At 73.2% G+C, this 24,175-nt stretch carries 25 protein-coding genes and 1 tRNA gene; 8 read left to right on the plus strand and 18 right to left on the minus strand.

Going from position 1 to position 24,175, the window contains the following annotated elements; translation table 11 throughout:
• Positions 1 to 62: 62 nt before the first annotated feature.
• The 5 genes from AA75_RS00275 to AA75_RS46890 all read right to left on the minus strand — a co-directional run bounded on the left by AA75_RS00275 (position 63) and on the right by AA75_RS46890 (position 2,884).
• Positions 63 to 884 carry an MBL fold metallo-hydrolase gene (locus tag AA75_RS00275; protein WP_033817593.1) on the minus strand — a complete coding sequence of 274 codons (822 nt, stop codon included), beginning with the start codon at positions 882 to 884 and terminating at the stop codon, positions 63 to 65.
• Positions 881 to 1,075 carry a hypothetical protein gene (locus tag AA75_RS00280; RefSeq protein WP_033817594.1) on the minus strand — a complete coding sequence of 65 codons (195 nt, stop codon included), beginning with the start codon at positions 1,073 to 1,075 and terminating at the stop codon, positions 881 to 883. Before AA75_RS00280 ends, AA75_RS00275 begins: the two co-directional genes overlap by 4 nt.
• A gap of 202 nt (positions 1,076 to 1,277) precedes the next feature.
• Positions 1,278 to 2,150, minus strand: coding sequence for an NUDIX hydrolase (locus tag AA75_RS00285; RefSeq protein ID WP_199520231.1), 873 nt, complete (start codon positions 2,148 to 2,150; stop codon positions 1,278 to 1,280).
• A gap of 105 nt (positions 2,151 to 2,255) precedes the next feature.
• A complete protein-coding gene (locus AA75_RS00290; RefSeq protein WP_033817596.1) occupies positions 2,256 to 2,726 on the minus strand; it encodes a RidA family protein in 471 nt (156 codons plus the stop codon).
• Positions 2,726 to 2,884, minus strand: a complete 159-nt coding sequence (locus tag AA75_RS46890) for a DUF4177 domain-containing protein (protein WP_095874066.1) — start codon at positions 2,882 to 2,884, stop codon at positions 2,726 to 2,728. Before AA75_RS46890 ends, AA75_RS00290 begins: the two co-directional genes overlap by 1 nt.
• 160 nt (positions 2,885 to 3,044) lie before the next feature.
• Here AA75_RS46890 and AA75_RS00295 point away from each other — a divergent pair, with 160 nt between their 5' ends.
• The gene (locus AA75_RS00295; protein ID WP_233288859.1) at positions 3,045 to 4,118 is read left to right on the plus strand and encodes an ArsA-related P-loop ATPase; all 1,074 of its coding nucleotides are present in this window, start codon (positions 3,045 to 3,047) and stop codon (positions 4,116 to 4,118) included.
• Entirely contained in the window at positions 4,115 to 5,263 is a 1,149-nt protein-coding gene (locus tag AA75_RS00300; protein WP_033817597.1) for an ArsA family ATPase, read from the plus strand. The genes AA75_RS00295 and AA75_RS00300 overlap by 4 nt, the downstream gene beginning before the upstream one ends.
• Positions 5,264 to 5,497: 234 nt before the next feature.
• Here the strand turns inward: AA75_RS00300 and AA75_RS00305 are convergent, their stop codons facing one another.
• The gene (locus tag AA75_RS00305; RefSeq protein WP_033817598.1) at positions 5,498 to 5,821 is read right to left on the minus strand and encodes a WhiB family transcriptional regulator; all 324 of its coding nucleotides are present in this window, start codon (positions 5,819 to 5,821) and stop codon (positions 5,498 to 5,500) included.
• A gap of 400 nt (positions 5,822 to 6,221) precedes the next feature.
• Between AA75_RS00305 and AA75_RS00310 the strand changes: the two genes are divergently transcribed.
• Complete coding sequence (locus AA75_RS00310; protein WP_033817599.1) at positions 6,222 to 8,483, plus strand: transglycosylase domain-containing protein; 2,262 nt, start codon at positions 6,222 to 6,224, stop codon at positions 8,481 to 8,483.
• Between the two features lie 171 nt (positions 8,484 to 8,654).
• Here the strand turns inward: AA75_RS00310 and AA75_RS00315 are convergent, their stop codons facing one another.
• Positions 8,655 to 9,110, minus strand: a complete 456-nt coding sequence (locus AA75_RS00315; RefSeq protein WP_033817600.1) for a GatB/YqeY domain-containing protein — start codon at positions 9,108 to 9,110, stop codon at positions 8,655 to 8,657.
• 187 nt (positions 9,111 to 9,297) lie between these two features.
• Here AA75_RS00315 and AA75_RS00320 point away from each other — a divergent pair, with 187 nt between their 5' ends.
• Positions 9,298 to 10,239, plus strand: a complete 942-nt coding sequence (locus AA75_RS00320; protein WP_033817601.1) for a metallophosphoesterase — start codon at positions 9,298 to 9,300, stop codon at positions 10,237 to 10,239.
• A gap of 110 nt (positions 10,240 to 10,349) precedes the next feature.
• Positions 10,350 to 10,423: transfer RNA gene (locus AA75_RS00325), tRNA-Pro, on the plus strand.
• Between the two features lie 103 nt (positions 10,424 to 10,526).
• Here the strand turns inward: AA75_RS00325 and AA75_RS00330 are convergent.
• Both AA75_RS00330 and AA75_RS00335 read right to left on the minus strand, forming a co-directional pair.
• Positions 10,527 to 11,537, minus strand: coding sequence for an ADP-ribosylglycohydrolase family protein (locus AA75_RS00330; protein WP_051811463.1), 1,011 nt, complete (start codon positions 11,535 to 11,537; stop codon positions 10,527 to 10,529).
• Positions 11,538 to 11,672: 135 nt separating this feature from the next.
• The gene (locus tag AA75_RS00335) at positions 11,673 to 12,179 is read right to left on the minus strand and encodes a pyridoxamine 5'-phosphate oxidase family protein (protein WP_033817602.1); all 507 of its coding nucleotides are present in this window, start codon (positions 12,177 to 12,179) and stop codon (positions 11,673 to 11,675) included.
• 230 nt (positions 12,180 to 12,409) lie between these two features.
• Between AA75_RS00335 and AA75_RS00340 the strand changes: the two genes are divergently transcribed.
• Together AA75_RS00340 and AA75_RS00345 are read left to right on the plus strand one after the other, a co-directional pair.
• Positions 12,410 to 13,483, plus strand: a complete 1,074-nt coding sequence (locus tag AA75_RS00340; protein WP_033817603.1) for a nitrous oxide reductase family maturation protein NosD — start codon at positions 12,410 to 12,412, stop codon at positions 13,481 to 13,483.
• A 182-nt stretch (positions 13,484 to 13,665) separates the two neighbouring features.
• Positions 13,666 to 14,661 carry a methyltransferase gene (locus AA75_RS00345; RefSeq protein ID WP_149037855.1) on the plus strand — a complete coding sequence of 332 codons (996 nt, stop codon included), beginning with the start codon at positions 13,666 to 13,668 and terminating at the stop codon, positions 14,659 to 14,661.
• A 68-nt stretch (positions 14,662 to 14,729) separates the two neighbouring features.
• Here the strand turns inward: AA75_RS00345 and AA75_RS00350 are convergent, their stop codons facing one another.
• From AA75_RS00350 to AA75_RS00385, 8 genes are all read right to left on the minus strand, one after another.
• On the minus strand, positions 14,730 to 15,254 hold the full coding sequence (locus AA75_RS00350; RefSeq protein ID WP_033817605.1) for a hypothetical protein: 525 nt from the start codon (positions 15,252 to 15,254) through the stop codon (positions 14,730 to 14,732).
• 203 nt (positions 15,255 to 15,457) lie between these two features.
• Positions 15,458 to 15,808, minus strand: coding sequence for a TcmI family type II polyketide cyclase (locus AA75_RS00355; RefSeq protein WP_033817606.1), 351 nt, complete (start codon positions 15,806 to 15,808; stop codon positions 15,458 to 15,460).
• A complete protein-coding gene (locus AA75_RS00360; protein ID WP_033817607.1) occupies positions 15,805 to 16,260 on the minus strand; it encodes an SRPBCC family protein in 456 nt (151 codons plus the stop codon). Before AA75_RS00360 ends, AA75_RS00355 begins: the two co-directional genes overlap by 4 nt.
• 1 nt (position 16,261) lies before the next feature.
• Positions 16,262 to 16,516: an acyl carrier protein gene (locus tag AA75_RS00365; protein WP_033817608.1), complete on the minus strand. Its 255-nt coding sequence runs from the start codon at positions 16,514 to 16,516 to the stop codon at positions 16,262 to 16,264.
• Between the two features lie 53 nt (positions 16,517 to 16,569).
• On the minus strand, positions 16,570 to 17,802 hold the full coding sequence (locus tag AA75_RS00370; protein WP_033817609.1) for a ketosynthase chain-length factor: 1,233 nt from the start codon (positions 17,800 to 17,802) through the stop codon (positions 16,570 to 16,572).
• Positions 17,799 to 19,064: a beta-ketoacyl synthase gene (locus tag AA75_RS00375; protein ID WP_033817610.1), complete on the minus strand. Its 1,266-nt coding sequence runs from the start codon at positions 19,062 to 19,064 to the stop codon at positions 17,799 to 17,801. Before AA75_RS00375 ends, AA75_RS00370 begins: the two co-directional genes overlap by 4 nt.
• Positions 19,061 to 19,501, minus strand: a complete 441-nt coding sequence (locus tag AA75_RS00380; RefSeq protein WP_033817611.1) for a cupin domain-containing protein — start codon at positions 19,499 to 19,501, stop codon at positions 19,061 to 19,063. The genes AA75_RS00375 and AA75_RS00380 overlap by 4 nt, the downstream gene beginning before the upstream one ends.
• 79 nt (positions 19,502 to 19,580) lie before the next feature.
• A complete protein-coding gene (locus tag AA75_RS00385) occupies positions 19,581 to 20,672 on the minus strand; it encodes a SchA/CurD-like domain-containing protein (RefSeq protein WP_033817612.1) in 1,092 nt (363 codons plus the stop codon).
• 337 nt (positions 20,673 to 21,009) lie between these two features.
• Between AA75_RS00385 and AA75_RS00390 the strand changes: the two genes are divergently transcribed.
• Positions 21,010 to 22,647 carry an FAD-dependent monooxygenase gene (locus tag AA75_RS00390; protein WP_033817613.1) on the plus strand — a complete coding sequence of 546 codons (1,638 nt, stop codon included), beginning with the start codon at positions 21,010 to 21,012 and terminating at the stop codon, positions 22,645 to 22,647.
• Positions 22,648 to 22,656: 9 nt separating this feature from the next.
• Here AA75_RS00390 and AA75_RS00395 read toward each other — a convergent pair whose 3' ends face one another.
• Entirely contained in the window at positions 22,657 to 24,156 is a 1,500-nt protein-coding gene (locus AA75_RS00395) for an MFS transporter (protein WP_051811467.1), read from the minus strand.
• Positions 24,157 to 24,175 lie beyond the last annotated feature (19 nt).

Here is a 24,175-nt window from a genome sequence, read left to right on the forward strand (position 1 = left end):
CCCGGGCGGGGCGTCGGCCGGGCGGGGCGTCGGCCGGGCGGGGCGGCGGCCGGGCGGCGGGCTCAGATCAGCCCGCGGTCCTCCAGGTAGCTGAGCTGGGCGCGCACCGAGAGTTCCGCGGCCGGCCACAGCGCCGGGTCCACGTCCGCGTACACCCGGGCGACCACCTCGGCGGCGGTCCGGCAGCCGGCCTCCACGGCCGTCTCGACCTGCGCCAGCCGGTTGGCCCGGTGCGCCAGGTAGTAGTCGACGGCGCCGAGCGCGTCGGCCAGCACCGGCCCGTGGCCGGGCAGCACGGTACGCACGCCGTGCTCGGCGGCCATGGTGTGCAGGCGACGCAGCGAGTCGAGGTAGTCGCCGAGGCGCCCGTCGGGGTGGGCGACCATGGTGGTGCCGCGGCCGAGGACGGTGTCGCCGGTCAGGATGGCGCCGTCGGCGGGCAGATGGAAGGTCAGCGAGTCGGAGGTGTGCCCGGGGGTGCCGACCACCCGCAGCTCCAGTCCCCCGATGTCGAGCACCTGGCCGTGGTGCAGTCCCTCGTCGCCGAGCCGGTGCGCCGGGTCGAGCGCCAGCACCTTGCTGCCGGTCAGCTCGGCGAAGCGCGCGGCGCCCTCGGCGTGGTCGTGGTGACCGTGGGTCAGCAGGGTCAGCCCGATCCGCTGCCCCTGCCGTTCGGCGGTCTCGACGACGCGCCGCAGATGCCCCTCGTCCAGCGGACCCGGGTCGATCACCGCGGCCAGCGCGGAACCCGGTTCGGACAGCAGCCAGGTGTTGGTGCCGTCCAGCGTCATCGGCGAGGGGTTGGGCGCCAGCACGCACAGCGCCCGGGGGGTGCCCCCGCCACCGACGGTGGCGGCGGGGTCACCCGGGAGGAGACCGCTCACCGGCCGCCCTCGGTTCCGCTGCGATCCACGTCCGCGCTGTACCGGGTCAGGCTGCGGGCCGGAAGCCGACGCGTCAGCGCCCTGGGCGCGTACACGTCGTGGGTGGTGGCGCCGCCGGACCGGAGGCGGGGCGTCAGGCTTCGGGCGGGCAGGTCGTGCGCCGTCCGGCGAGCCACGTCGTTGTGAGTCATCGGCCGAGTTTCCTTCCGTGTGCTGACCCGGTCTCTGATCCGGGCACGGTCCAAATGCCCCGGCGCGACTACGCCGGGCCGCTCGTACATGGTCCCGGCCGCGCTGCGCCGGGGCCCTACTGCTGTCCCGGCGCCGCTGCGCCGGGCCCCTTCCCTTGTCCCGGCGCCGCTGCGCCGGGCCCCTTCCCTTGTCCCGGCGCCGCTACGCCGGGAACTCTCCGTCGATGGTCAGCTCTTCATACCCAGACCATCGCACTGTCATACGATCGCCCGCGACCTCGGCCGTACCGAGCACCGGGGTGATCGTCCGCTGCGCCGCCAACGTCAGTGCCTCGGCCGCCGTACGGGCCGGCAACAGCTCGCGGAGCACGGTCACGGTGGGCGGCAGCATCCCGAACCGGCCCGCCCGGTAGCCCTCGACCGCGTCCGCGGGAGACAGCCAGGCGACCCGGTCGGCCTCGCCGACGCGGTCGGCCGCCTGCTGCCCGGGCGGCAGGGCGGCGACGAAGAACCAGGTGTCGAAGCGGCGTTCCTCGAAGGCGGGGGTGGTCCACCGCGCCCAGGCCGCCAGCAGGTCACTGCGCAGCACCAGACCGTGCTTGCCGAGGAACTCGCCGAACGACAGCTCGTGCGCCTCCAGCGCGGCCCGCTCGGCGCTCCAGTCCCTGGGTTCGGCCATGGTGTCGGCGTCGGGGCCGGCCAGCAGCACGCCGGCCTCCTCGAAGGTCTCCCGGACCGCCGCGCAGACCACGGCCTTGGCCGCGCGGGCGTCCACGCCCAGCCGCTCGGCCCACTCGGCGGGCGAGGGCCCGGCCCAGCGCAGTTCCGCCTCGGCGTCCCTCGGGTCCACCCCGCCGCCGGGATAGGCGTACATGCCGCCGGCGAAGGCCATCGAGGTGCGCCGGCGCAGCAGGTACGCCTGCGGTCCGGCGTCCGTACCGGGCTGTGCGTCGCGCAGCAGCACCACGGTGGCGGACGGCTTCGGCGCGACCGGCGTCAGTTCGCCGGACGCGAGCGCGCGAATCCGGGCCGGCCAGGACGGCGGCATCGGGAGCGACCCTGCTCGATGATCCATGAGCGGATGCTAGACGCGCGGGGCCGGGATTGGACAGACCCGACCCCGACCCCGCGCGCAGGAGCGGGCACACCTTCCGGCAGGCAGGACCGCCGGTGGGGCGGATCAGCCCTCGGCGCGGACCCGGACCTGGATCTCGATCTCGACCGGGGCGTCCAGCGGGAGCACCGCCACGCCGACGGCGCTGCGGGCGTGCACGCCGGCCGCGCCGAGCGCCTCGCCCAGCAGCTCGCTGGCGCCGTTGATCACACCGGGCTGGCCGGTGAAGTCGGGGGCGGAGGCCACGAAGCCGACCACCTTCACGACCTGCTCGATCCGGTCCAGGTCGCCGATCACCGACTTCACGGCGGCCAGCGCGTTGAGCGCGCAGATCTGCGCGAGCCGCTTGGCCTCCTCGGCGGTGACCTCGGCGCCCACCTTGCCGGTGATCTCCAGCTTGCCCGCCACCATCGGCAGCTGGCCGGAGGTCAGCACGTGGTCGCCCGACCGGACGGCCGGCACGTACGCAGCGACCGGCGCCGCGACCCCGGGCAGGGTGAGCCCGAGCTCGGCCAGCCTCTCCTCGACCTTGCTCATCAGCTCTTCTCCCGCTTCAGGTAGGCAACCAGCTGCTCCGGGTTGTTAGGACCCGGCACCACCTGGACGAGCTCCCAGCCGTCCTCGCCCCAGGTGTCCAGGATCTGCTTGGTGGCGTGCACGAGCAGCGGCACGGTGACGTATTCCCACTTGGTCATGGCGCTGACTCTAGCCGTCCGCCACGGTGTGAGGTGGGACACAGCGGGGCGGTCAATCCCGGCGGCCGTCGGGATGCTCCCGCCATCGGCCGCGCTCGCTGGTTACGCTCACGGGGAGGGCACCAGGCGGTGCCGGTCGACGGACGGACGGAGACGGAGCGTGGCGAGCACCCCCGGCCCCGAGGAGCGCGGCCCGGACTGGGAGGGCGTGCGCCTGCATGTCGTCAGCGGCAAGGGCGGCACCGGGAAGACCACGCTGGCGGCCGCGCTCGCGCTGGCGCTGGCCGCCGAGGGCGGCCGGACCCTGCTGATCGAGGTGGAGGGCCGGCAGGGCATCGCCGAGCTGTTCGGCATCGCCGCGCTGCCCTACGAGGAGCGCAAGGTCGCCACCGTCGGCCGGGCCAGGCTGGGGCTGCCGGCCGAGCCGGGCGCCAAACAGGGCGAGCTGTACGCGCTGGCGATCGACACCGAGCAGGCGCTGCTGGAGTACCTGGAGATGTTCTACAAGCTCGGCCGGGCCGGCAAGGCCCTGCAGAAGGTCGGCTTCGTGGACTTCGCCACCACGGTCGCGCCGGGCGTCCGCGACGTCCTGCTCACCGGCAAGGCCTGCGAGGCGGCCCGGCGCAAGGGCCCGGACGGCCGCCGGGCGTACGACGCGATCGTCATGGACGCCCCGCCGACCGGCCGGATCACCCGCTTCCTGAACGTCAACTCCGAGGTCGCCGGGCTGGCCAGGTTCGGGCCGATACACAATCAGGCGCAGGCCGTGATGCGGGTGCTGAAGTCCCCGGAGACCGCCGTCCACTTCGTGACCCTGCTGGAGGAGATGCCGGTGCAGGAGACGGTCGACGGGATCGGCGAACTGCGCGAGGCGCAACTGCCGCTCGGCGGGGTCATGGTGAACATGGTCCGCCCGCCGCTGCTGGACGCGGCCGCGGTGGAGGCGGTGCACGGCGACCACCGCGAGGAGGTCGCCCAGGCGCTGGGCGAGGCCGGCCTCGGCGGGCGCTCGCGGAAGCCGGAGACCATCCGGGCGGCCGTCGAGCCGCTGATCGACCCGCTGCTGGAGCAGGCCAGGGAGCACGCCGAGCGGGTCGAGCTGGAACGGGAGCAGCGGGCCGACCTGCAGCAGCTGAAGGTGCCGACGTACGAGCTGCCGCTGCTCGGCGAAGGCGTGGACCTGGGCGGGCTGTACCGGCTCGCGGGCGAACTCAAGCGGCAGGGGGCGGCATGACCACGCGGCTGGAGATCGACGCGCTGATCGACGATCCGGCGACCCGGATCGTGGTGTGCTGCGGTTCGGGTGGCGTCGGCAAGACCACCACGGCCGCGGCGATCGGGCTGCGGGCCGCCGAGCGCGGCCGCAAGGCCGTGGTGCTGACCATCGACCCGGCCCGGCGGCTCGCCCAGTCGATGGGCCTGACCGAGCTCGACAACACCCCCCGGGTGGTCAAGGGCGTCGAGGGCCCCGGCGAGCTGCAGGCGATGATGCTCGACATGAAGCGGACCTTCGACGAGGTCGTGCTGGCCCACGCCGACCCGGAGCGCGCCAAGGCGATCCTGGAGAACCCCTTCTACCAGTCGCTGTCCGCCGGTTTCGCCGGCACCCAGGAGTACATGGCGATGGAGAAGCTCGGCCAGCTGCGGGCGGCCGATCAGTGGGACCTGATCGTGGTGGACACCCCGCCGTCCCGCTCCGCCCTGGACTTCCTGGACGCCCCCGGGCGGCTCGGGTCCTTCCTCGACGGCCGGGTGATCCGGCTGCTCACCGCCCCGGCCAAGGTCGGCGGCCGGAGCGCGATGAAGTTCCTCAACGTCGGGATGGGCCTGCTGACCGGCACCCTGGGCAAGATCTTCGGCGCCCAGCTGCTGACCGACATCCAGACCTTCGTCAGCGCGATGGACTCGATGTTCGGCGGCTTCCGCGAGCGGGCCGACCGGACCTACCAGCTGCTCAAGGCGCCGGGCACGGCGTTCCTGGTGGTCGCCGCGCCGGAGCGGGACGCGCTGCGCGAGGCGGCGTACTTCGTCGACCGGCTGGCCGCGGACGAGATGCCGCTGGCCGGGCTGGTGCTCAACCGGGTGCACTCCACCGGCGCCGCCCAGCTCACCGCGGAACGGGCGCTGGCCGCCGCGGAGGCACTGGAGGAGAACGGTTCGCAGACCGCCACCGTGCAGGCCGAGACGCTGGCCGCGGGCCTGCTGCGGCTGCACGCCGAACGGATGCAGATCATGGGCCGGGAGCGGCGCACCCGGGACCGTTTCGTCTCGGTCTACCCCGACGTTCCGATGGTCGAGGTGCCCGCACTCGCCGGTGACGTGCACGACCTGGCCGGCCTGCGGACCGTCGGCGAACGCCTCAACGCGCAGCACGCATGAGCGCCGTGGCCCCGGTGGCGGGCACGGCGCAGCGCGAGTACCTGTGGACGGCCGATCGAGGACCGGGATGGACCCGGATGCCCGGACGGGCCTGGATGTTCGGATGAGCGGCTCGGGCAGCAGACCCCCTCTGGTGCACCGGGCCGACTGCTCCCCCACACCTGCCGACTGCCCGTCAGCTGCGCTGCATCCGCGAGGTTCGAGAAATCCCCGGACTCCTCGAACCGGAGGATGTCAGCCCGCCTGCGCGTAGTCCCGCAGGATCACGCCGGTGGCCAGCGACTCCTCGTACTCCGTCCGCGCCGTCTCCAGCAGCCTCCGCCAGGAGCCCACCGTCGGCCGGCGGCGGAGCAGTGCGCGGCGCTCCCGCTCGGTCATTCCTCCCCAGACACCGAATTCGACCCGGTTGTCGAGCGCGTCGGCCAGGCACTCGGTGCGGACGGGACACCCGCTGCACACCGCCTTGGCGCGATTCTGCGCGGCCCCCTGAACGAACAATTCATCCGGATCGCTCGTGCGGCAGGCCGCCTGTGCGCTCCAGTCGTCTACCCAGCCCATGCTGGCGCCGTCCTCTCCCGATTCGGGGCTCCCCCACGGCGGCAACGGCATATTCACCGTTGCCAGTTGAGGACGTTACGGAAGAACTGGACTCCGCAACAGCCCCTTCGGGCTCAATCTCAAATGACCCAATCGGACTATGGGTACCCAACACCTCACTCGTTGGAGTGATCGCAGGTCGTAGGCCTTGCCGACACTCCCAGAGGCGCTATCGTCACACTCCGTGTCCAAATATGGAGACACGCCGAGGTGCATCCGACCGCAAATGATGCCAAATCGGGCAAAGCTCATCACTCACACGAGTGATGATGATGAACAGAGCGAAGCTGTCGCAGCTTTGTGACAAGCGTAGGCGAACACCTGCCCCCATGGAGGGGAATCCGGCACGTAGGGTTCTCCCATGGCACCTCAGCGAACCACGGGATCAGCGCTCGGAAAGGCGAGCCTCGGGATCAAGTTCCTGGGCGGCAGCGTGCTGGCCGGCGTACTGGTCGCCGGCATGGCCCTGCCGGCGGTCGGCGCGCTCGGGCTCACGGCCAAGGACACGGCCGACAGCTTCGACAGCATCCCCGCCGACTTCAAGACCCCCACCCTCTCCCAGGCGTCGTCCATCTACGACGCCAAGGGCGGGCTGATCGCCAAGGTGTACGACCGGGACCGCACCATCCTCACCGCGGACCAGATGGCACCGATCATGCGCAAGGCGCAGGTGGACATCGAGGACGCCCGGTTCTACGAGCACGGCGCGGTCGACCTCAAGGGCGTGCTGCGCGCCGCCACCAAGAACGCCGAGGCCGGTTCCGCGACCCAGGGTGCCTCCACGCTGACCCAGCAGTACGTGAAGAACGTCTTCGTCGAGCAGGCCGGCGACGACCAGGCGGCGTTCCTGGAGGCGACCAAGAAGAGCCTGGGCCGCAAGATCCAGGAACTGAAGTACGCCATCAAGCTGGAGGAGGACCTGACCAAGGATCAGATCCTCACCAACTACCTCAACATCACCTTCTACGGTCACCAGGCGTACGGCATCGAGGCGGCGTCCAACCGCTACTTCAGCAAGAGCGCCAAGGACCTGACCATCCCCGAGGCCGCCATGCTGGCCGGCCTGGTGCAGAACCCGACGGCGTACGACCCGGTGCTGCACCCGCAGGCGGCCCAGACCCGGCGCAACACCGTGATCAGCAAGCTGCTGGAGTTCAAGCACATCACCCCGGAGGAGGCGAAGGCCGCCACCGACGCGCCGCTGGGGATCAAGTACAACGAGCCGCTGAACGGCTGCATCACCGCGCAGGCGGGCATGGGCTTCTTCTGCGACTACGTCCGCCGGGTGGTCAAGCAGGACCCGGTGTTCGGCAAGACCGCCACCGACCGGCAGAAGCTGTGGAGCCAGGGCGGCCTGAAGATCTACACCACCATCGACCCGGACAAGCAGGCCGCCGCGTTCAACGCGGTGACCAAGAAGGTCTACGTGACCGACGCGGTCTCGGCCGCGGCCACCATGGTCAAGCCGGGCACCGGTGAGATCCTCGCGATGGCGCAGACCCGGCCGTACGGCCTGGACGGCAAGCAGAACCAGACCGTCCTCAACTACAACGTCGACGCCGCGATGGGCGGCGGCAACGGCTTCTCCCCCGGCTCGACCTTCAAGCCGATCCTGGCCGCGGCCGCCCTGGAGTCGGGCGTGCCGATCACCCAGGAGTTCCCGTCCCCGCACGACATGGACTACCCGTCCATGAGCACCTGCGAGGGCACCTGGAAGAACGACACCCGCAAGCCCGCCACGGTCGAGAACGAGTCGGCCAGCGAGATCGGGCCGTTCTCCATGAAGGACGCCATGGCGAAGTCGGTCAACACCTACTTCGTGCAGATGGAGCAGCAGGTCGGCCTCTGCCCGATGAAGCAGATGGCGGACAAGCTCGGCATCCGCAACAAGGCCAACGGCAAGCCGATGGAGCAGGTCCCCTCGATGGTGCTCGGCACCCAGGAGGTCTCCCCGCTGACCATGGCCAACGTCTACGCCACCTTCGCCGCGCGCGGCATGTACTGCACCCCGATCGCGATCACCTCGATGGTCGCGGCGGACGGCAAGAAGCTGGACGTGCCGAAGGCCAACTGCAACCAGGTGATGTCCCAGTCCACCGCGGACGGCGTCACCACCCTGCTGCTCGGCGTGACCGAGAAGGGCACCGGCTCCTCGCTCGGCCTCGACGGCGGCCGCCAGATCGCCGGCAAGACCGGTACCACCGACAACCGGTACGCGGCCTGGTTCACCGGCTTCACCCCGGAGCTGTCCACCTCGGTGTGGCTCGGCGGCACCACCGGCAACGTCTCGATGAAGAACATCAAGATCGGCGGCAAGTACTTCAGCGCCGTCTACGGCGCCGACGGCCCCGGCCCGATCTGGCAGCTGGCGATGAACGACGCGCTGGACGGCACCGCGAAGTCCACCTTCCACACCGTCAACATCCCGGTGCCGCAGACCCCGGTCACCCCGCCGACCGACGGTGCCTCGCCGCCCTCGGGTGACGCGGCCACCACGGCCGGCACCAACGGCGGCTTCACCTTCCCGCCGATCTTCGGCACCGACGGCGGCCTCGTCAACGGCGGTGGCGGGAACGGGAACGGCGGCAACAACGGCGGTGCCACCGGTGGCCGCCGCCACTGACCGCCGTCCCCCACGGTGTGACCTGAACAACGCCCGAGGGCGGCTCCCGGAGTCCGGGAGCCGCCCTCGGGCGTTTGCGGTGCGCGGCCGGTGCGACCTGTGCGGCGGGCGCGACCTGTGCGACCTGTGCGACCTGTGTGGCGCCTCGGCGCCGGGTACGGCGGCTGCCGGTCAGCCCGCCAGCGCGGCCTTGATCGCGGCGGCCACCCGGCCGCCCTCGGCGCGGTCGCCGACCTTCGGACGGACCAGCTTCATCACCGCGCCCATCGCCTGCGGCCCGGTGGCCCCGCTCTCGGCCACCGCCGCGGCGACGATCGCGGTCAGCTCCTCGTCCGAGAGCTGCTGCGGCAGGTACTGCGCCAGCACCTCGCCCTCGGCCCGCTCACGGGCGGCCGACTCGGTGCGGCCGGCCTGCTCGAAGGCCTCGGCGGCCTCCCGGCGCTTCTTCGCCTCCCGGACCACGACCTTGAGCACCTCGCTGTCGGAGAGCTCGCGCTTCGACTTGCCGGACACCTCCTCCGCGGTGACCGCCGACAGCGTCAGCCGGATGGTGGAGGAGCGCAGCTCGTCCCGGGCCCTGATCGCAGCCGTCAGGTCCTCCTGCAGCTGCTGCTTAAGCGTTGTCATGCCGACGAGTGTGGCATCCGCCCAGGTCCGGCGCTCCCCATTAAGCCCCCGGCCGGGAAAAGGTCCGCAGCGATGGCCACCCCACGGGCACCCCGCGGAGCCCGGCGCCGGACTCCGCGGCTCGCTCGGCAGAGCGGTGACCACCTGCGCGTTCGGCGGTTGATCCACTGTCTGAGAGCATGGACCGATGCGACCGCTGTACTCCGTCCCGCTCGGAATCGCCGCCACCGGCGCCGCCTGCCTCGCCTACTCCGCCGGGTACGAGGTCCGCTCGTTCCGGCTGCGCCGGGTCGAGGTCCCGATCCTGCCGCGCGGCGCGCGGCCGATCCGGGTGCTCCAGATCTCCGACATCCACATGGTCTCCGGGCAGGGCAAGAAGCAGCGCTGGCTGCAGAGCCTGGCCGGCCTGCGGCCCGACCTGGTGGTCAACACCGGCGACAACCTCTCCGACCCGCTCGGCGTGCCCGCCACCCTGGACGCGCTCGGCCCGCTGATGGAGTTCCCGGGCGTCTACGTCTTCGGCTCCAACGACTACTACGGCCCGGCCCGCAAGAGCCCGACCCGCTACCTGAGCGCCCTGCGCAGCGGCATCCACGGGCTCAACAACCCGGACGGCACCGGGCGCCGCGGCATCACCGGCGCCGTCCACAACCCGTGGCAGAAGCTGCGCGACGGCTTCGACGAGGCCGGCTGGCTGAACCTCACCAACACCCGCGGCCGGCTCACCCTGGCCGGGCTGGACGTCGAGTTCACCGGCCTGGACGACCCGCACATCCGGCACGACCGCTACGAGAAGGTGGCCGGCGGCCCGTCCCCCGACGCCGACCTCTCGCTCGCCGTGGTGCACGCCCCGTACCTGCGCGTGCTGGACGCCTTCGCCGCCGACCGGTACCCGCTGATACTGGCGGGCCACACCCACGGCGGCCAGCTCTGCATCCCCTTCTACGGCGCCCTGGTCACCAACTGCGACCTGGACACCGGCCGGGTCAAGGGCCTGTCCACCCACCAGGCCGGCGGCCACCGCTCGTACCTGCACGTCTCGGCGGGCTGCGGCACCAACCGCTACACCCCGGTCCGCTTCGCCTGCCCGCCCGAGGCCACCCTGCTCACCCTCACACCCCGTCGCTGACCCCCGCCGACCTGCGAGGACGCCCTCCAGGGAATCGGATTTCGTCTCTCGGCGCGCGTCCGGTAGAGTTCTACTCGTTGCGCCGGAGACGGAAGCAACAACAGCAGGACCGGGGTGTGGCGCAGCTTGGTAGCGCGCTTCGTTCGGGACGAAGAGGCCGTGGGTTCAAATCCCGCCACCCCGACCCAGTGCAGAGGGCCCGTCAGAGAGATCTGACGGGCCCTCTGTCGTTGTGCCCGCATGCGGGCCCGCGGCCCCGCCGGGCGGGGCGCGCCTCCCCCGCCGCCCTACCGGCCGGCCTCGCCGTCGCGGAACCAGGCCGGGAGGGTCTCGGTCGACTCCCGCCAGGCGAGCGGGATGCCGGCCGTGCCGACCCGGGCGGCGACGATGCCGCCGACGATGGCGCAGGTGGTGTCGACGTCACCGCCCACCGAGGCGCAGGCCCGGAGTGCGCCCTCGTAGTCCGTCGGGTGGGCGGCCGCGCACCACAGGGCGAACGGCACGGTGTCCACGGCGCTCACCTGCCGGCCGTTGCCGAGCCGGTGGGCGGCCAGTTCGGCGTACGGCTGGTCGAGCAGGTCCCAGGCCTCCAACACCCCGTCGCGGACCCGGCTCGCGGGAGTGAGCCGGGTGACGGTGCTCAGCAGTTCGCCGCCGCTGAGCGGCGCCGTCCGGCCGCCGACCGCGACCGCCGCGGCGACCGCGACGGCGACCGCGCCCGCCACCGCCTCGGGGTGGGTGTGGGTCACCGTGGCCGAGCGGGCGGCCTGCCGGGCCGCGTGCTCGGGGTCGTCGGCGAGCAGGGCGCCGAGCGGCGCCACCCGCATCGCGGCGCCGTTGCCCCAGGACCCCTGTCCGTCGAACAGCCCGGCGGCCTGCTCGCGCCAGGAGGCGCCCTGCCGTACCAGGCGCAGCAGCCGGTTCATCGCGGGTCCGTAGCCGCGGTCGAAGTCGTGGTGCCGGGCGAAGGACTGTGCGAGCGCGTCCTGATCCAGTGCCCCGTCCTGATCGGCCGCCCCGTCCTGATCGGCCGCCCCGTCCTGATCGGCTGCCCCGTCCTGATCGGGCGCCCCGTCCCGGGCCGATACCCGCAGGACGGAGCAGGCCATCTCGGTGTCATCGGTCCACGGCCAGGGTGCCGGGGGCAGGCGGTGGGCCCGCAGGCCGGGGAGGTTCTCGGGGACGAAGTGCTGGGCACCGAAGGCGTCGCCGACGGCGAGTCCGTTGAGGCTGTCGTGAGCGGCGGCCCACGGGTCGGTGGGGACCGCAGGGAAGGAGGGACGGTCGGAGGAGGTCATCGGCCGTCATGGTGCCCCAGTTCGGGCCGGCCGGCGACCGGTTATTCGGCTCGTCCCGCAGGCGCCCCCGGCGCTCATCCGGCAGCGGGTACCGGGACCGCTGCGCCATCCGGTGGGCCCGGGCACCGTCGGGTGTCAGCCGTCCGGGTGGAAGGCCCAGCGGGTCGGGGAGCCGGTGAAGTCCTCCTGGAGGAGCCCGAACACCTCGGTGGGCCGCACCCGGAAGACGGAGTTGACCTCCGGATCGAGGAAGTCGAGGGCGTAGTCGGTGCGGTACTTGGCGTTGAGCGCGGCCAGGAAGGCGCCGATCGCGTCCGGTTCGGTGACGGTCGCGGCCCGGCCCTCCAGGACGACCGGCTCGTGCGGGTTCTCGGTGGCGAGGACGCAGTCGGCGCGGTGGGCGAGGTTGCGGGCCTTGCGGGAGGCCCGGCTGCTGCTGAACCACAGCGCCCGCTCCAGCCAGACGCCCCACACCGGCATGGTGTGCGGCCGCCCGTCGGGCCGGACGGTGGAGAGCCAGTAGTCGTGCGAGCCGGTGAGCTGCCGTTCCGCCCAGGACCACGGCAGCAGCCCGGTGCCCTGGTCCGCGGGCAGGATTCCGTAGCCGGGCATGTGGGGCCGGTACGCGACCGGGTCGGCCATGGGACCACCTCCGTACGACGGGCCTGCCGCCACTGGGCACGGTAGCCGGGCGCGCCCCGCCGGGCCTCGCAGGCGCGCGCCCGTTCACCCCGGGGAATCGACCGGACACCTTGAGTGGCGGGGTGCCGGGATCGCCCATAGCTTCGATTCGGCGGCCGTGCACCCTGCCGGGCCCCGTCACGCCGCCACCCAAGGACTCATCCGGACCCCGGAAGGCAGGTCTCCACCCCATGCCCACGCGACCGATCCACTACTGTGCGGGCCTCTCCGCAGCCCTGATCGCCGGCCTGGGGTCGGCTCCCCCCGCACACGCGGCCACGTGGCACCTGGTGCGGCCGGGCGAGTCGATCCAGCAGGCGGTCGACGCCGCCGCGCCCGGTGACGGCATCCAGCTGATGGCCGGTACCTACCGCGGCAGCGTCGCCGTCGGCACCGCGAACCTGACCATCCGCGGGGTGGGCGAGGCCACGGTACTCACCCCGGACGAGAGCGGCGCTGCCGCGACCGGCTCGGCCGCCGCGTGCGCCGCGGCCGGCCACGGGCTGTGCGTCACCGGCTCGGCGGCCGCGCCGGTGTCGGGCGTCCGGATCGAGGCGCTGACCCTGCGCGGGTTCCCGAAGAACGGGCTGAACGCCTCGATGACCGACCGGCTGCGGGTGCGCGCCGTCCTCGCCGAGGGCAACGGCCAGCAGGGCATCAGCCAGGAGAAGTCCACCCGGGCGGAGGTGACGGGCAACCAGGCCAGGGACAACGGCCAGGCCGGCATCTTCCTGGCGAACGCCGCCAACGAGGAGGGCGGCGCCATCGACACCCAGGGCGCCCTGATCAGCGGGAACCGGCTGTCCGGCAACCGGATCGGGGTCGTCGTGCGCCGCGCCCGGGAGCTGACCGTCGAGCGCAACGACATCTCCGGGAACTGCGGCGGCGTCTTCGTCGTCGGCGACGAGGGCCTGCCCCGGGCCGGCGCGCTGAGCGTCGAGGACAACTACGTGCACGCGAACAACGCGTACTGCCCGCCCAACCCCCGCCTCGACTTCATCCAGGGCACCGGGATCCTGCTCACCGGCGTGGAGGACACCCGGGTGACCGGCAACCGGGTGGAGGACAACGAGGGCGCCTCGCCGATGTCCGGCGGCATCGTGCTGTTCCGCAGCGTGGTCGGCACCCCGAGCTCCCGGGTCACCGTCGAGGGCAACACCGCGCTGCGCAACGGCCCGGCCGATCTCGCGGACCGCGACACCGGTACGGACAACTCCTTCGCCCGCAACACCTGCCGCACCTCCGAGCCCGCCGGCCACTGCTGAACCTCCACAGGCAGGCCCCGCCGCCGGTCCGCTGTTCCGCCGACCGCCGAAGCCCCGCCGTCCGGCCCCGGCCGGACGGCGCCCACCATGAGAGAGCTGGCCCGATGACCACCACCGCACAGCCCCCGACCGCCGCACAGCCCCCGACCGGCACCGCCCAGCCCGTCTCCCCGCAGGCCGCGATGCGCCTGCGGGAGCTGGTCTTCGGCGCGGCCTGCGCCGCCGCCGTCCGCGCGGCCGCCTCGCTGGGCGTCGCCGACGCGCTCGGCGAGCAGCCCATGACGGTCACCGAACTCGCCGCGGCCGTCGAGGCCGAGCCCCGGCCGCTGCGCCGGCTGCTGCGCGCGCTGTCCTGCTACGGGGTGTTCACCGAGACGGACGACGACCGCTACGCGCACACCGACATGTCCCGCCAGCTGCGGGTGGACGCGCCGAACAGCCTGCACTACATCGCCCTGTGGTGCACCGAGCCGTGGACCTGGCAGGCCTGGCCGCGCCTGGACGAGGCGGTGCGCACCGGCCGGAACATCTTCCCGGAGCTCTACGGCAAGGAGTTCTTCGAGTACCTGCACGACGACGCGGGCGACTCGGCCCGGGTGTTCAACAACGCGATGACCAGTTCCAGCCGCCAGTCGGCGGCCGAGCTCGCGGCCTTCCTCGACCTCGACGGGGTCTCCAGCGTCGTCGACATCGGCGGCGGCCAGGGCCACGTGATCGCCAGCCTGCTGGAGAAGCACCCCGGCCTGCACGGCACCCTGCTCGACCTGCCGCAGGTGGTCGCCAACGCCGATGCCCGGCTGCAGCCGGGCGGTTCGCTGGCGGACCGGGCTCGGCTGGTGCCGGGTGACTGCCGGGCCGAGATCCCGGTCCGGGCGGACCTCTACATCATCAAGAACATCCTGGAGTGGGACGACGAGAGCACCCGCCGCACCCTGCGCAACGTGGTCTCCGCCGCCGCTCCCGGCGCCCGGGTGGTGGTGGTCGAGAACCTGGTCGACGACAGCCCGTCGATGCGTTTCACCACCGCGATGGACCTGATGCTGCTGCTCAACGTCGGCGGTGCGAAGCACTCCCGGGAGAGCATGCTCGCGCTGATGACGGAGGCCGGTCTGCAGGTGCGTGACGTACGGCCGGTCAACCCGTACCTGCACGCCTTCGAGAGCACCGTGCCCGCCTGAGTCCGGCCCCCCATGGATCCGGCCCGTCAGCAGCGCTGACGGGCCGGATCCATGCTGTCCGCGAGGGTTCAGTGCGCGCCGAGGCCGGACCGGCGCCGGTGCAGCACCACGGCGCCGGCCGTCACCGCCCCGCCGAGCAGGACGAACGCGGCCGCGCCGGGCTCGGTCCCGAGCTGCGCGGTGCCGCCGCCACCCGCGTGCACCCCGCCCGTCGGGGCCCGGTGCTCGACCCGCGGCGCGGCCTCCTCGCCGATGTCCTCCACCGCCTCCTCCACCGCTCCCTCCGCCGTGCCCACGGCGTCCTCCACGGCGTCCTCCACGACGTTCTGGCCGGTCTCCCCGGCGGCGTCCTCCTCCTCGGCCGCCGCGGCCTCCGCCGCGCGGCTCGCGGCCGGCTCCTCACCGGCGGCGGCCCTGGCCTGCTTCTCGGCCCAGGTCTGCTGCCCCTCGGGGGTGGCGGCCTTGGCCTGCTTCTCCTCCCAGCTCAGCACCGGGCGGGACTCGTCGGAGTCCTCGGCGAGTGCGGCCGGGGCGGCCAGCAGGGTGGTGGCGGCGAGGGCGGCGCCGGCCAGGACGGTACGGACAGAACGCATGAAGATCTTCCTTTCGGCGGCCCGGACGGTGGGCTGACTGACCGTCAGCCACGGTGACCCGCCGGGGCCTCAACCACCGTCCGTCACCGGGCGGTCACCCGCCACCCGGGTGCTGCGTCAGGGTCACGGCGCCCGGGCGGGCGGCCGGGCCCGGACATGGCTGGACCCCCCGGGGGACCGGGGGGTCTGCGCGGCGGCCGGGGTCAGGAGGTGCCGGCGCGCTCCCAGCGGTAGAACTCGCGGGCCATCGCGTCCTTCGGCTCACGCCAGGTGGCGGGGTCGTAGGCCTGGACGAAGGCGGTGAGCTGCTGGCTGACGTCCCGGAACTCGGGGTGGCCGGTCAGCTTGGCGACCGAGGGGCCGGGCGGGCGGTCCGCCTCGATCAGGTGCAGGTAGAGGTCGCCGAACTGGAACAGGCTGCGGCTGGTGACGCCGATCAGGTGCGGCAGCTCGCCGCGGTCGGAGGCGGCGAAGACCTCGGCGATCCCGGCGGCCGACTCGGGCTTCATCCGGGCGACGATGAGGGCGCGGTGGGTGCGGTCGGGCTCGTTCATGCGGCACCGACCCGCTTCTCGACCTTCTCCCGGATCAGCTCCATCTGGATCCGGGAGTTGCGGTTGATGTGGTTGGTCATCGCGTCGTCGTCGACCGGCGCGGTGGGCTTCATGGCGAAGTCCTGGATCCAGCGCATCCGGGTGCCGTCGGGCGCCTCGGCGTACTCCCACCGGATGTCCATGAACTCGAACGGCCCGGGCTCGACCCGGCGTGCCCGGACGGCGAGCCCGTGGCGGTCGGTCTCGCGCTCGGAGACCCAGCTCCACACGGTGCCGTTCTCGTCGGGGTGCATGGTGAGGCGGAAGGTGGTCCGCTGCCCCTCGCGCTCCAGCACCTCGACCGAGGCGTACTCGCTGAACAGCTGCGGCCAGTTCTCCAGGTCGTTGGTGATGTCCCAGACCAGGTCGACCGGGGCGGCGATGAGGATCTCGTTGTCGGTGTGTCCGGGCATGTCAGGCTCCTGTCTTCACGGACGCGTTGACGGCGTCGAGGAACTGCTGCGGGGTCTTGGACATCTCGGCGCCGGGCGCGATCTGGGTCCCGTAGCGGTTCTCCAGCTCGCCGACGATGCCGAGCAGGCCGAGCGAGTCGACGCCGAACTCGTCGAAGGTCGCCTCGGGGTGGCCGATCGCGGCCGGGTCGACGGTGATCCCGGCCCGGCTCTTGATCAGCGCGGCGAGCTCTTCGTGCGTCAGGTGGTGGTCCATCAGGGTGTTCTCCTTGTCGGGGTCGTTCGGGCGGCCGCGGGCCGCGCGCCCGGTCAGGGGCGGCGCAGCACCAGGGCCGCGTTGGAGCCCATCAGCCCTCGGCTGAGCACCAGCGCCGTCCGGAGCTCGGCCGTACGGGCGTAGCCGGTCACCAGGTCGATGTCGTGGGCGACGTCGGTGACGTTGGGGGTGGGCGGGACCAGGCCCTGCTCCATGGCGAGCACGGCGGCGGCCGCGTCGATCAGCGGCGCGCCGCAGTACGCCCGGCCGGTGCCGGCCTTGGGGGCCGTCACCGGGACCCGGGCCGCGTGCTCGCCGAGGGCGTCGGCGATGGCCAGGGCCTCGGCGCGGTCCGCCTCGGGGACGCCGAGCGCGTCCGCGAAGACCACGTCGATCTCGTCGGGGGCGCAGTGCGCCTCCTCCAGCGCGCCGCGGATCGCGTGGGCGAGGCCGTGGCGGGACTCCGCCCAGCGGGACGCGCCGGTGAAGGTGGCCGCGTGGCCCGCCAGGACGGCCCGGATCCGGGCACCCCGGCCGCGGGCCGACTCCTCGGCCTCCGCCACGAACATCGCGCCGCCCTCGGCGGGGACGAAGCCGCGGGCGTCGGCACTGAACGGCAGGTAGGCCCGGTCGGGGTCGGCAGCTAGGCTGAGTTCGCGGTACCCGAGCTGGCAGACCATCGAGTAGGGGGCGAGCGGCGCCTCGGCGGCGCCCACCACCACCCGGTCGGTGCCGCGCCGGATGGTGCGGACGGCGTGGGCGAGCGCGTCCAGACCGCCGGCCTCGTCGCTGGCGACGACCGCGCACGGGCCCTTGAAGCCGCCGCGGATCGAGATCTGGCCGGTGCTGGCGGCGTAGAACCAGGCGATCGACTGGTAGGGGCCGACGAAGTGCGGGCCCTGTCCCCAGAGGTTCTGCAGTTCGCGCTGGCCGAACTCGCCGCCGCCCGAGCCGGCCGCCGTGACCACGCCGACCGCGAACGGGTCCTCGGGACCGTCGCCCAGCCCGGCGTCGGCCAGGGCCAGGTCGGCCGCCGCCATCGCGTAGTGCGTGAAGCGGTCGGTCTGGACCAGGTAGCGGCCCTCGATGGCGCCCTCGGCGTCGAAGCCGTGCACCTGTCCGGCGATCCGCAGCGGCAGCTTCTCGCAGCCCTCGCGGGTGATCGGCCCGAGGGCGGTGGCGCCCTCCCGGGTGGCCTTCCAGAAGTCGTCGGTGCCCACGCCGTTGGGCGCGATCACCCCGACCCCGGTGATCACCACCCGGCGGCCGTTCCGATCGCTCGTCATGCCTTCACCCCTTCCCGGCGCAGGACCACCGCGGACTGGAATCCGCCGAAGCCGCTGCCGACCGACAGGACGTTGCGCAGCGGGATCGAGCGGGCGGTCCTCGGCACGTAGTCGAGGTCGCACTCCGGGTCCGGGGTCTCGTAGTTGGCGGTCGGCGGGACGACGCCCTCGGCCAGCGCCAGCGCGCAGGCCACCAGCTCGATGGCGCCGATCGCGCCGAGCGAGTGCCCGACCATCGACTTGATCGAGCTCATCGGGGTCCGGTACGCGTGCTCGCCGAGCGAGCGCTTGACGGCCGCGGTCTCGTGCCGGTCGTTCTGCTTGGTGCCGGAGCCGTGCGCGTTGACGTAGTCGATGTCGTCGCTGTTGACCTTCGCCTGGGCCAGTGCGCTGTCGATCGCCTCGGACATCTCCCGGCCCTCCTGGGTGAGGCCGGTCATGTGGTACGCGTTGCCGAACGTCGCGAACCCGCCGACCTCGCAGTACACCCGGGCGCCGCGGCGGCGGGCGTGTTCGAGCTCCTCCAGGACCAGGACGGCGCCGCCCTCGCCGAGCACGAAGCCGTCCCGGTTGGCGTCGAACGGCCGGGAGGCGTGCGCCGGGTCGTCGTTGCGCTCGGAGGTCGCGTGGATGGCGTCGAAGCAGGCCACCGTGATCGGTGAGATCGGCGAGTCCGAGGCGCCGGTGACGCAGACGTCGGCCCGGCCGTCCTGGATGGCCTGGAAGGCGTAGCCGACCGCGTCGAGTCCGGAGGTGCAGCCGGTGGAGACGGTCTGCACCGGGCCGCGGGCGCCGGTCTGCTCCGCGACGGCCGAGGCGAGCGTGCTCGGCGCGAACGCCCGGTGCAGGTGCTGCTGGGCCTCGCGGTGGTCCACGTCCCAGCGCGAGCCACCGGCGCTGACCAGCGCGTAGTCGTGCTCCAGCCGGGTGGTGCCGCCGACCGCGGTGCCCAGGGACACCGCGATCCGCCACGGGTCCTCGGCGGCGAGCTCCAGGCCCGAGTCGCGGACCGCCTCGGCGGCCGCGACCAGGGCGAACTGGACGTAGCGGTCGGCGCGGGCGGTCTGCTCGGCGTCGAGTCCGCAGGCCGCCGGGTCGAAGTCGCACTCGGCGGCGATCCGGGAACGGAATCCCGTGGGGTCGAAGAGGGTGATCCCGCGGGTCGCCGTACGGCCGGCGGTGAGCAGGTCCCAGAAGGCCCGCACGCCCAGCCCACCGGGGGCCACGATGCCGATCCCGGTGACCGCAACCCGCCTCGTCACGAGGTCACCCGGGCGTGTTCCGGCGGCACGGCGCGGGGTGACTGGTGGCTGTGGGTCTCCTCGGTGTCCACGTGGCCGACCTCGGGGCGGGGGGCCAGCGGGCCGAGGTGGAAGACCATCCGGGCCTCGGTGTCACCGACGTTGCGGAAGCGGTGGCGCATGTTGATCGGGATCATCAGGCCCTGCTCCGGGCGCAGCGGGTGGGCGACCCCGTCGAGGTCCACCTCCAGGTCGCCGCAGACCACGTACACGAACTCCTCGGAGTACGGGTGGTAGTGCTCGCCGATCCGGTCCCCCGGCTGGACGATGGCCAGGCCCATGAACCCGCTGGTGGCCCCCACCGTGGTCGGTGTGAGCATCGCGCGCAGGTCACCGCCGCGTCGCCGGTTCGGCTCGGCCTCGTCGACGTGCACGATCCGTGGGAACTGCGTGGTCATGGTGCTACCTCCAAGATGACTTGCTGGGAAGGCCCCTGGGCGGCGGTCGCCGGCCGGAGCGAGGACGGCCCGCTGGGGTTCAGGCGTCCTTCGAGCTGCGGTCGGTGACCAGGTCCATCCGGCACTCGGTGACGAAGCGGGCGATGCCCGCGTTGTCGCCGAGGTCGTGGCCGCCGAGCTCGACCAGCCGGGCGAACAGGCCCGCAGAGCGGTCGCCGGCCACGCCGAGCACCGCGGCCGGCGCGTGCTCCCGGTCCGCCGGCAGGTCGACCACGCGGACCACCACGTCCTCGCGCTGGAACAGCGTGGCCGCCGCGATCACCCCGTCCGGGTCGGCCACCGCCTGCTGGTCCTGGCCGGCCAGCAGGTCGGCCAGTGCCGCACCGCAGCCGCTGCGCACCGGGTAGCTCACCGCGTACCGGGTGACGTCGCCGGCCATCCGCCCGGGGCGGGCGACGTGGTGCACGGCCGGAAGCGCGGCCCGCATGAAGAAGGAGCGCGCCGACTCCGGGTTGTTCAGGTCGCGGGCCTCCTCCAGGTACGGGTTGATGGCCTCCTCGACCGCCCGGACCTCGGGCTGCTGCGCGACATGGCGCAGCGCCGCCGCCAGGTCGCCGGCCACCTCGACGGCCCGCACCACCCGGTTGCCGCGCATGAACAGCGAGGTGCGCAGCAGGCGGGTGTGGTCGTCCACCCGGGCCTGCGGCGAGCTGTAGCCCGCCAGGATTTCGGCGACGGCCCGCTCGCTGCCGGGCTTCACCTTGAAGGTGAGGGCGTGCCGGACGGTGCCGTCGGTGACCGGCGCCGGACCGTCGAAGGTCTCGTTGCCCGCGGTCTCGCGCATGATGTTGTACCGCAGCGAACGGGTGTCCCGGACGCAGCCGTGCAGCGGCTTCACCATCTCGCGGTGCGCCTCGCTGTCCACCCAGGCCAGGAACGGCTTCGCGCTCTCCCACTCACTGGTGATCAGCCACTGCGACGGGTCCTCGATGGACTGGCAGAGCTGGTCGCTGACGTGCCCGGGCACCGCGGCCACCTGGTGGCGCAGCTGCTCGTAGGCGTCCAGGAAGCGCTGCTGGGTGCCGTCCATGATGTCGCAGAACAGCACCACGCGAAGGCGCGAGGCCACCAGGGACCGGGTCTGCGACACGGGTTCGGTCAGGGTCGTCATGTTCCACTTTCTCCTTGAGGGGGCGAGCGGGCACCGGCGGCGGATGCCGGGTGTGCGGTGCCGCGTCGGCGAGCTGACGCCGTGTTGGACCTGAGGGGCGGCGGGGCCGGGTGGAGCTCCGCGACGAGGGCCTTCGGGTCTGAGGTCGATCGTGGGGTGCCGTCACGGGCGGCGCGAGGGCTGGAAGCCATCCGAGCGAAAACCCGGGACATGACATCCGCTCACCGGGCGTGGAGGGCCGGGCCGCCGGAGTCTGTACCTGGGCTTCCCCTCGTCGGCACCCAGCCGCCGGCAGCCCCGGTGTCCCCGCAAGGTCCCGTAGAGACTGGAGTGATCGATGAATTCGAAGGTCGGCGACCGGGTGCCGGTCCTCATCGTGGGCGGCTCACTGGTGGGGCTGTCCGCCTCGCTGTTCCTGAGCCGCCTCGGTGTGGGCCACCTGCTGGTCGAGAAGCATTCCGGCACCTCGCACCATCCGCGCGGCCGGGGCAACAACGTCCGGACGATGGAGCTGTTCCGGGCCGCGGGGGTCGAGCAGGCGATCCGCGAGGCCGCCTCGGTGCTGGCCGAGAACCACGGCATCCTGCAGGCCGACACCCTCACCGGTGCCGACCAGGAGTGGCTGTTCAAGGAGATCGACCCCGGCGGCGCGCTCGCCCGTTTCAGCCCGACCGGGTGGTGCCTGTGCAGCCAGAACGACCTGGAGCCGGTGCTGCTGCGCCGAGCCCGGGAGCTCGGCGGTGACCTGCGGTTCGGCACCGAGCTGACGGAGTTCGAGCAGGACGGCGACGGGGTCACCGCCACCCTGAAGGACCGCGCCACCGGTGAGCTGCGGACCGTCCGGGCGGACTACCTGATCGCCGCGGACGGGCCGCGCAGCCCCGTCCGGGAGCGGCTCGGCATCGGCCAGGACGGGCCCGGCGACCTGTTCCACAACGTGTCCATCACCTTCCGGGCCAAGCGGCTGGCGGACGTGGTGGGCGACCGACGTTTCATCGCCTGCTACCTGACGAACCCGCAGGGCGACGGTGCGCTGCTGCCGGTCGACAACCAGGAGCAGTGGGTCTTCCACGCGCCCTGGCACCCGGAGCACGGCGAGCCGCTGGAGGACTTCACCGACGAGCGCTGCGCGGCGCACATCCGCACCGCCGTCGGTGTCCCCGACCTGGAGCTCGAGATCACCGGGAAGGCCCCCTGGCACGCGGCCGAACGGGTGGCCCGGCGGTACCGGGAGGGCCGGGTCTTCCTGGCCGGCGACTCCGCCCACGAGATGTCCCCGACCGGCGCGTTCGGCTCCAACACCGGCATCCAGGACGCGCACAACCTGGCGTGGAAGCTGGCCGCCGTGCTCGGCGGCTGGGCGGGCCCGCGGCTGCTTGAGACGTACGGCGAGGAGCGGCAGCCGGTGGCCCGGGAGACCGGTGCGCGGGCCTCCGCCCGGTCGGCCGAGCACCGGCACCCGGGGTACGACGCGGTGCCGGGGGCCGGCCGGCAGAAGAACGTGCTGGCCGTCGCGCTCGGCTACCGCTACCCGGTGGGCGCGGTGGTGGGCACCGACCCGCAGCTGTCGGCGGTGCCGGAAAGCTTCGCCTCCACCGGTGAGCCGGGTACCCGGGCGCCGCACCTGTGGGTGCGGCAGGCGGGCGTGCGGCTGTCCCTGCTGGACCTGTTCGAGGAGTCGATGGTGCTGCTCACCGGTCCCGAGGGGGCGGGCTGGAAGGCGGCGGCCGAGCGGCTCGCCGAGCGGCACGGCATCCCGCTGGCCGCGTACCGGGTCGGGGGCGGCCCGGACCACGAGCTGGCACCGGAGCCCGGCCGGGACTGGGCCGAGGCGTACGGGACGACGCCGGGCGGCGCGGTGCTGGTGCGCCCCGACGGGTTCGTGGCCTGGCGCTCCCCGGCTGAGGAGCCGGGGGCGGACCAGTTGGCGGTGCTGGACGGCGCGCTGCGGGCGGTGCTGCGGCTGGAGGGCTGAGCGGGACGCTCAGCGTCCTTCGCCGGCCGGGCTGCGGTCCTCCTCCCGGGGGGCCGCGGCCCCGGCGCGGGCCCGGCGGGCGTGCGGGCCGAAGGCGTCCGCCAGGGCGACCAGCAGGGCCAGTGCGACGAAGCCCAGCGCCACCAGCAGGCCCTCCTGGAAGGCGCCGGCCCAGTCGCCGCGGTGGGCGGCGGTCCAGGAGAAGAACACCGAGCCGACGGCGGCGATGCCGACCGCCGAGCCGATCCGCTGCGCGGTCTGCAGCACGCCGCCGGCGCTGCCGGCCCGTACCACCGGGACCTCGCTGAGGGTGAGGGTCTGGTTGGGCGAGACGACCAGGCCGCTGCCCACGCCGGCCAGCAGGAGCGGGGCCGCGGTCGCCCAGCCGACGTACCGGCCGGACCACAGGTGGACGGCGAGGGCCGCGGCGGAGAGCCCGGTCACCACCAGCACCAGGCCGCCGGTGACCAGCGGCCGGCCGTAGCGGTGCACCACCCGGCCGCCGACCGTGGCGGCCACCGCGGAGCCGAGCGCGAACGGGGTGATGGCCAGGCCCGCCAGCAGGGCGCTGTAGTGCTGCCCGTTCTGCAGGTAGAGGCTGAACACGAAGAAGATCGCGGTGAAGCCGGCGAAGTACACCAGCGAGAGCAGCACCCCGAGCGAGTACGAGTGGGCCCGGAACAGGCTCATCCGGACCACCGGCTCGCGGGTGCGGCCGTAGTGCACCTCCCAGCCGGCGAACGCGGCCAGCAGCGCGGCCGCGCCGAGCAGCAGCAGCCACTTGGCGTCGCCCTGCCACTGCTGCTCGACGAACGGCAGGAGCAGCAGCAGCGTGCCGCCGCCCAGCAGCAGCACGCCGACCGGGTCGAAGTGGCGGTGGTGGGAGTCCCCCGGCCCGCGGGGCGGCGCCTTGGGCAGCAGCCGGTAGGCCGCGGGCAGGGCGAGGGCGCCGATCGGCAGGTTGACGTAGAACACCCAGCGCCAGCCCTCGCGGGGGCCGAAGGCCTCGATCAGCAGGCCGCCGAGGAGCGGTCCGATCGCGGTGGAGATGCCGATGGTGGTGCCGAGCATGCCGAACGCCCGGCCGCGTTCCGCGCCGCCGAACAGCTGCTGGATGAAGCCGGAGACCTGCGGCACCAGCAGGCCGCCGGCCAGGCCCTGAAGCAGCCGGGCGGCGACCAGCCAGGTCTCGTTCTGGGCCGCGCCGGCGAACGCGCTGGCGGCGGTGAACAGGGCCAGGCCCGTCATGAAGACCGCGCGCCGGCTGCGGGCGTCGCCGAGCCGGCCGGCCGGGATCAGGACCAGGCCGAACGCGAGCGCGTACCCGGACAGCACCCACTGCAGGCCGCTGTCGGACAGCCGCAGGCCGGTCCGCGCGGAGGGCAGGGCGACGTTGACGATGCTGATGTCGAGCAGCGTCATGGAGCCGGCGACCAGGCACACCGAGAGCGCCTGCCAGCGCCGGTCGGGGGCCTGGGCGCGGTCGTCTTCGGGAGGGGATGTGGTCACGGTGGGCCTTTCGCGGTGC

The sequence above is a fragment of the Kitasatospora sp. MBT63 genome, from assembly GCF_000710465.2.
GTDB lineage: Bacteria > Actinomycetota > Actinomycetes > Streptomycetales > Streptomycetaceae > Kitasatospora.

What these genes read in the sequence shown, in the direction of transcription:
- AA75_RS00280 (WP_033817594.1), bottom strand. Translation starts at nt 1,075, where the DNA reads ATGACTCACAACGACGTGGCTCGCCGGACGGCGCACGACCTGCCCGCC.
- AA75_RS00285 (WP_199520231.1), bottom strand. Translation starts at nt 2,150, where the DNA reads ATGGATCATCGAGCAGGGTCGCTCCCGATGCCGCCGTCCTGGCCGGCC.
- AA75_RS00290 (WP_033817596.1), bottom strand. Translation starts at nt 2,726, where the DNA reads ATGAGCAAGGTCGAGGAGAGGCTGGCCGAGCTCGGGCTCACCCTGCCC.
- AA75_RS46890 (WP_095874066.1), bottom strand. Translation starts at nt 2,884, where the DNA reads ATGACCAAGTGGGAATACGTCACCGTGCCGCTGCTCGTGCACGCCACC.
- AA75_RS00300 (WP_033817597.1), top strand. Translation starts at nt 4,115, where the DNA reads ATGACCACGCGGCTGGAGATCGACGCGCTGATCGACGATCCGGCGACC.
- AA75_RS00305 (WP_033817598.1), bottom strand. Translation starts at nt 5,821, where the DNA reads ATGGGCTGGGTAGACGACTGGAGCGCACAGGCGGCCTGCCGCACGAGC.
- AA75_RS00310 (WP_033817599.1), top strand. Translation starts at nt 6,222, where the DNA reads ATGGCACCTCAGCGAACCACGGGATCAGCGCTCGGAAAGGCGAGCCTC.
- AA75_RS00315 (WP_033817600.1), bottom strand. Translation starts at nt 9,110, where the DNA reads ATGACAACGCTTAAGCAGCAGCTGCAGGAGGACCTGACGGCTGCGATC.
- AA75_RS00320 (WP_033817601.1), top strand. Translation starts at nt 9,298, where the DNA reads ATGCGACCGCTGTACTCCGTCCCGCTCGGAATCGCCGCCACCGGCGCC.
- AA75_RS00330 (WP_051811463.1), bottom strand. Translation starts at nt 11,537, where the DNA reads ATGACCTCCTCCGACCGTCCCTCCTTCCCTGCGGTCCCCACCGACCCG.
- AA75_RS00335 (WP_033817602.1), bottom strand. Translation starts at nt 12,179, where the DNA reads ATGGCCGACCCGGTCGCGTACCGGCCCCACATGCCCGGCTACGGAATC.
- AA75_RS00340 (WP_033817603.1), top strand. Translation starts at nt 12,410, where the DNA reads ATGCCCACGCGACCGATCCACTACTGTGCGGGCCTCTCCGCAGCCCTG.
- AA75_RS00345 (WP_149037855.1), top strand. Translation starts at nt 13,666, where the DNA reads ATGCGCCTGCGGGAGCTGGTCTTCGGCGCGGCCTGCGCCGCCGCCGTC.
- AA75_RS00350 (WP_033817605.1), bottom strand. Translation starts at nt 15,254, where the DNA reads ATGCGTTCTGTCCGTACCGTCCTGGCCGGCGCCGCCCTCGCCGCCACC.
- AA75_RS00355 (WP_033817606.1), bottom strand. Translation starts at nt 15,808, where the DNA reads ATGAACGAGCCCGACCGCACCCACCGCGCCCTCATCGTCGCCCGGATG.
- AA75_RS00360 (WP_033817607.1), bottom strand. Translation starts at nt 16,260, where the DNA reads ATGCCCGGACACACCGACAACGAGATCCTCATCGCCGCCCCGGTCGAC.
- AA75_RS00365 (WP_033817608.1), bottom strand. Translation starts at nt 16,516, where the DNA reads ATGGACCACCACCTGACGCACGAAGAGCTCGCCGCGCTGATCAAGAGC.
- AA75_RS00370 (WP_033817609.1), bottom strand. Translation starts at nt 17,802, where the DNA reads ATGACGAGCGATCGGAACGGCCGCCGGGTGGTGATCACCGGGGTCGGG.
- AA75_RS00380 (WP_033817611.1), bottom strand. Translation starts at nt 19,501, where the DNA reads ATGACCACGCAGTTCCCACGGATCGTGCACGTCGACGAGGCCGAGCCG.
- AA75_RS00385 (WP_033817612.1), bottom strand. Translation starts at nt 20,672, where the DNA reads ATGACGACCCTGACCGAACCCGTGTCGCAGACCCGGTCCCTGGTGGCC.
- AA75_RS00390 (WP_033817613.1), top strand. Translation starts at nt 21,010, where the DNA reads ATGAATTCGAAGGTCGGCGACCGGGTGCCGGTCCTCATCGTGGGCGGC.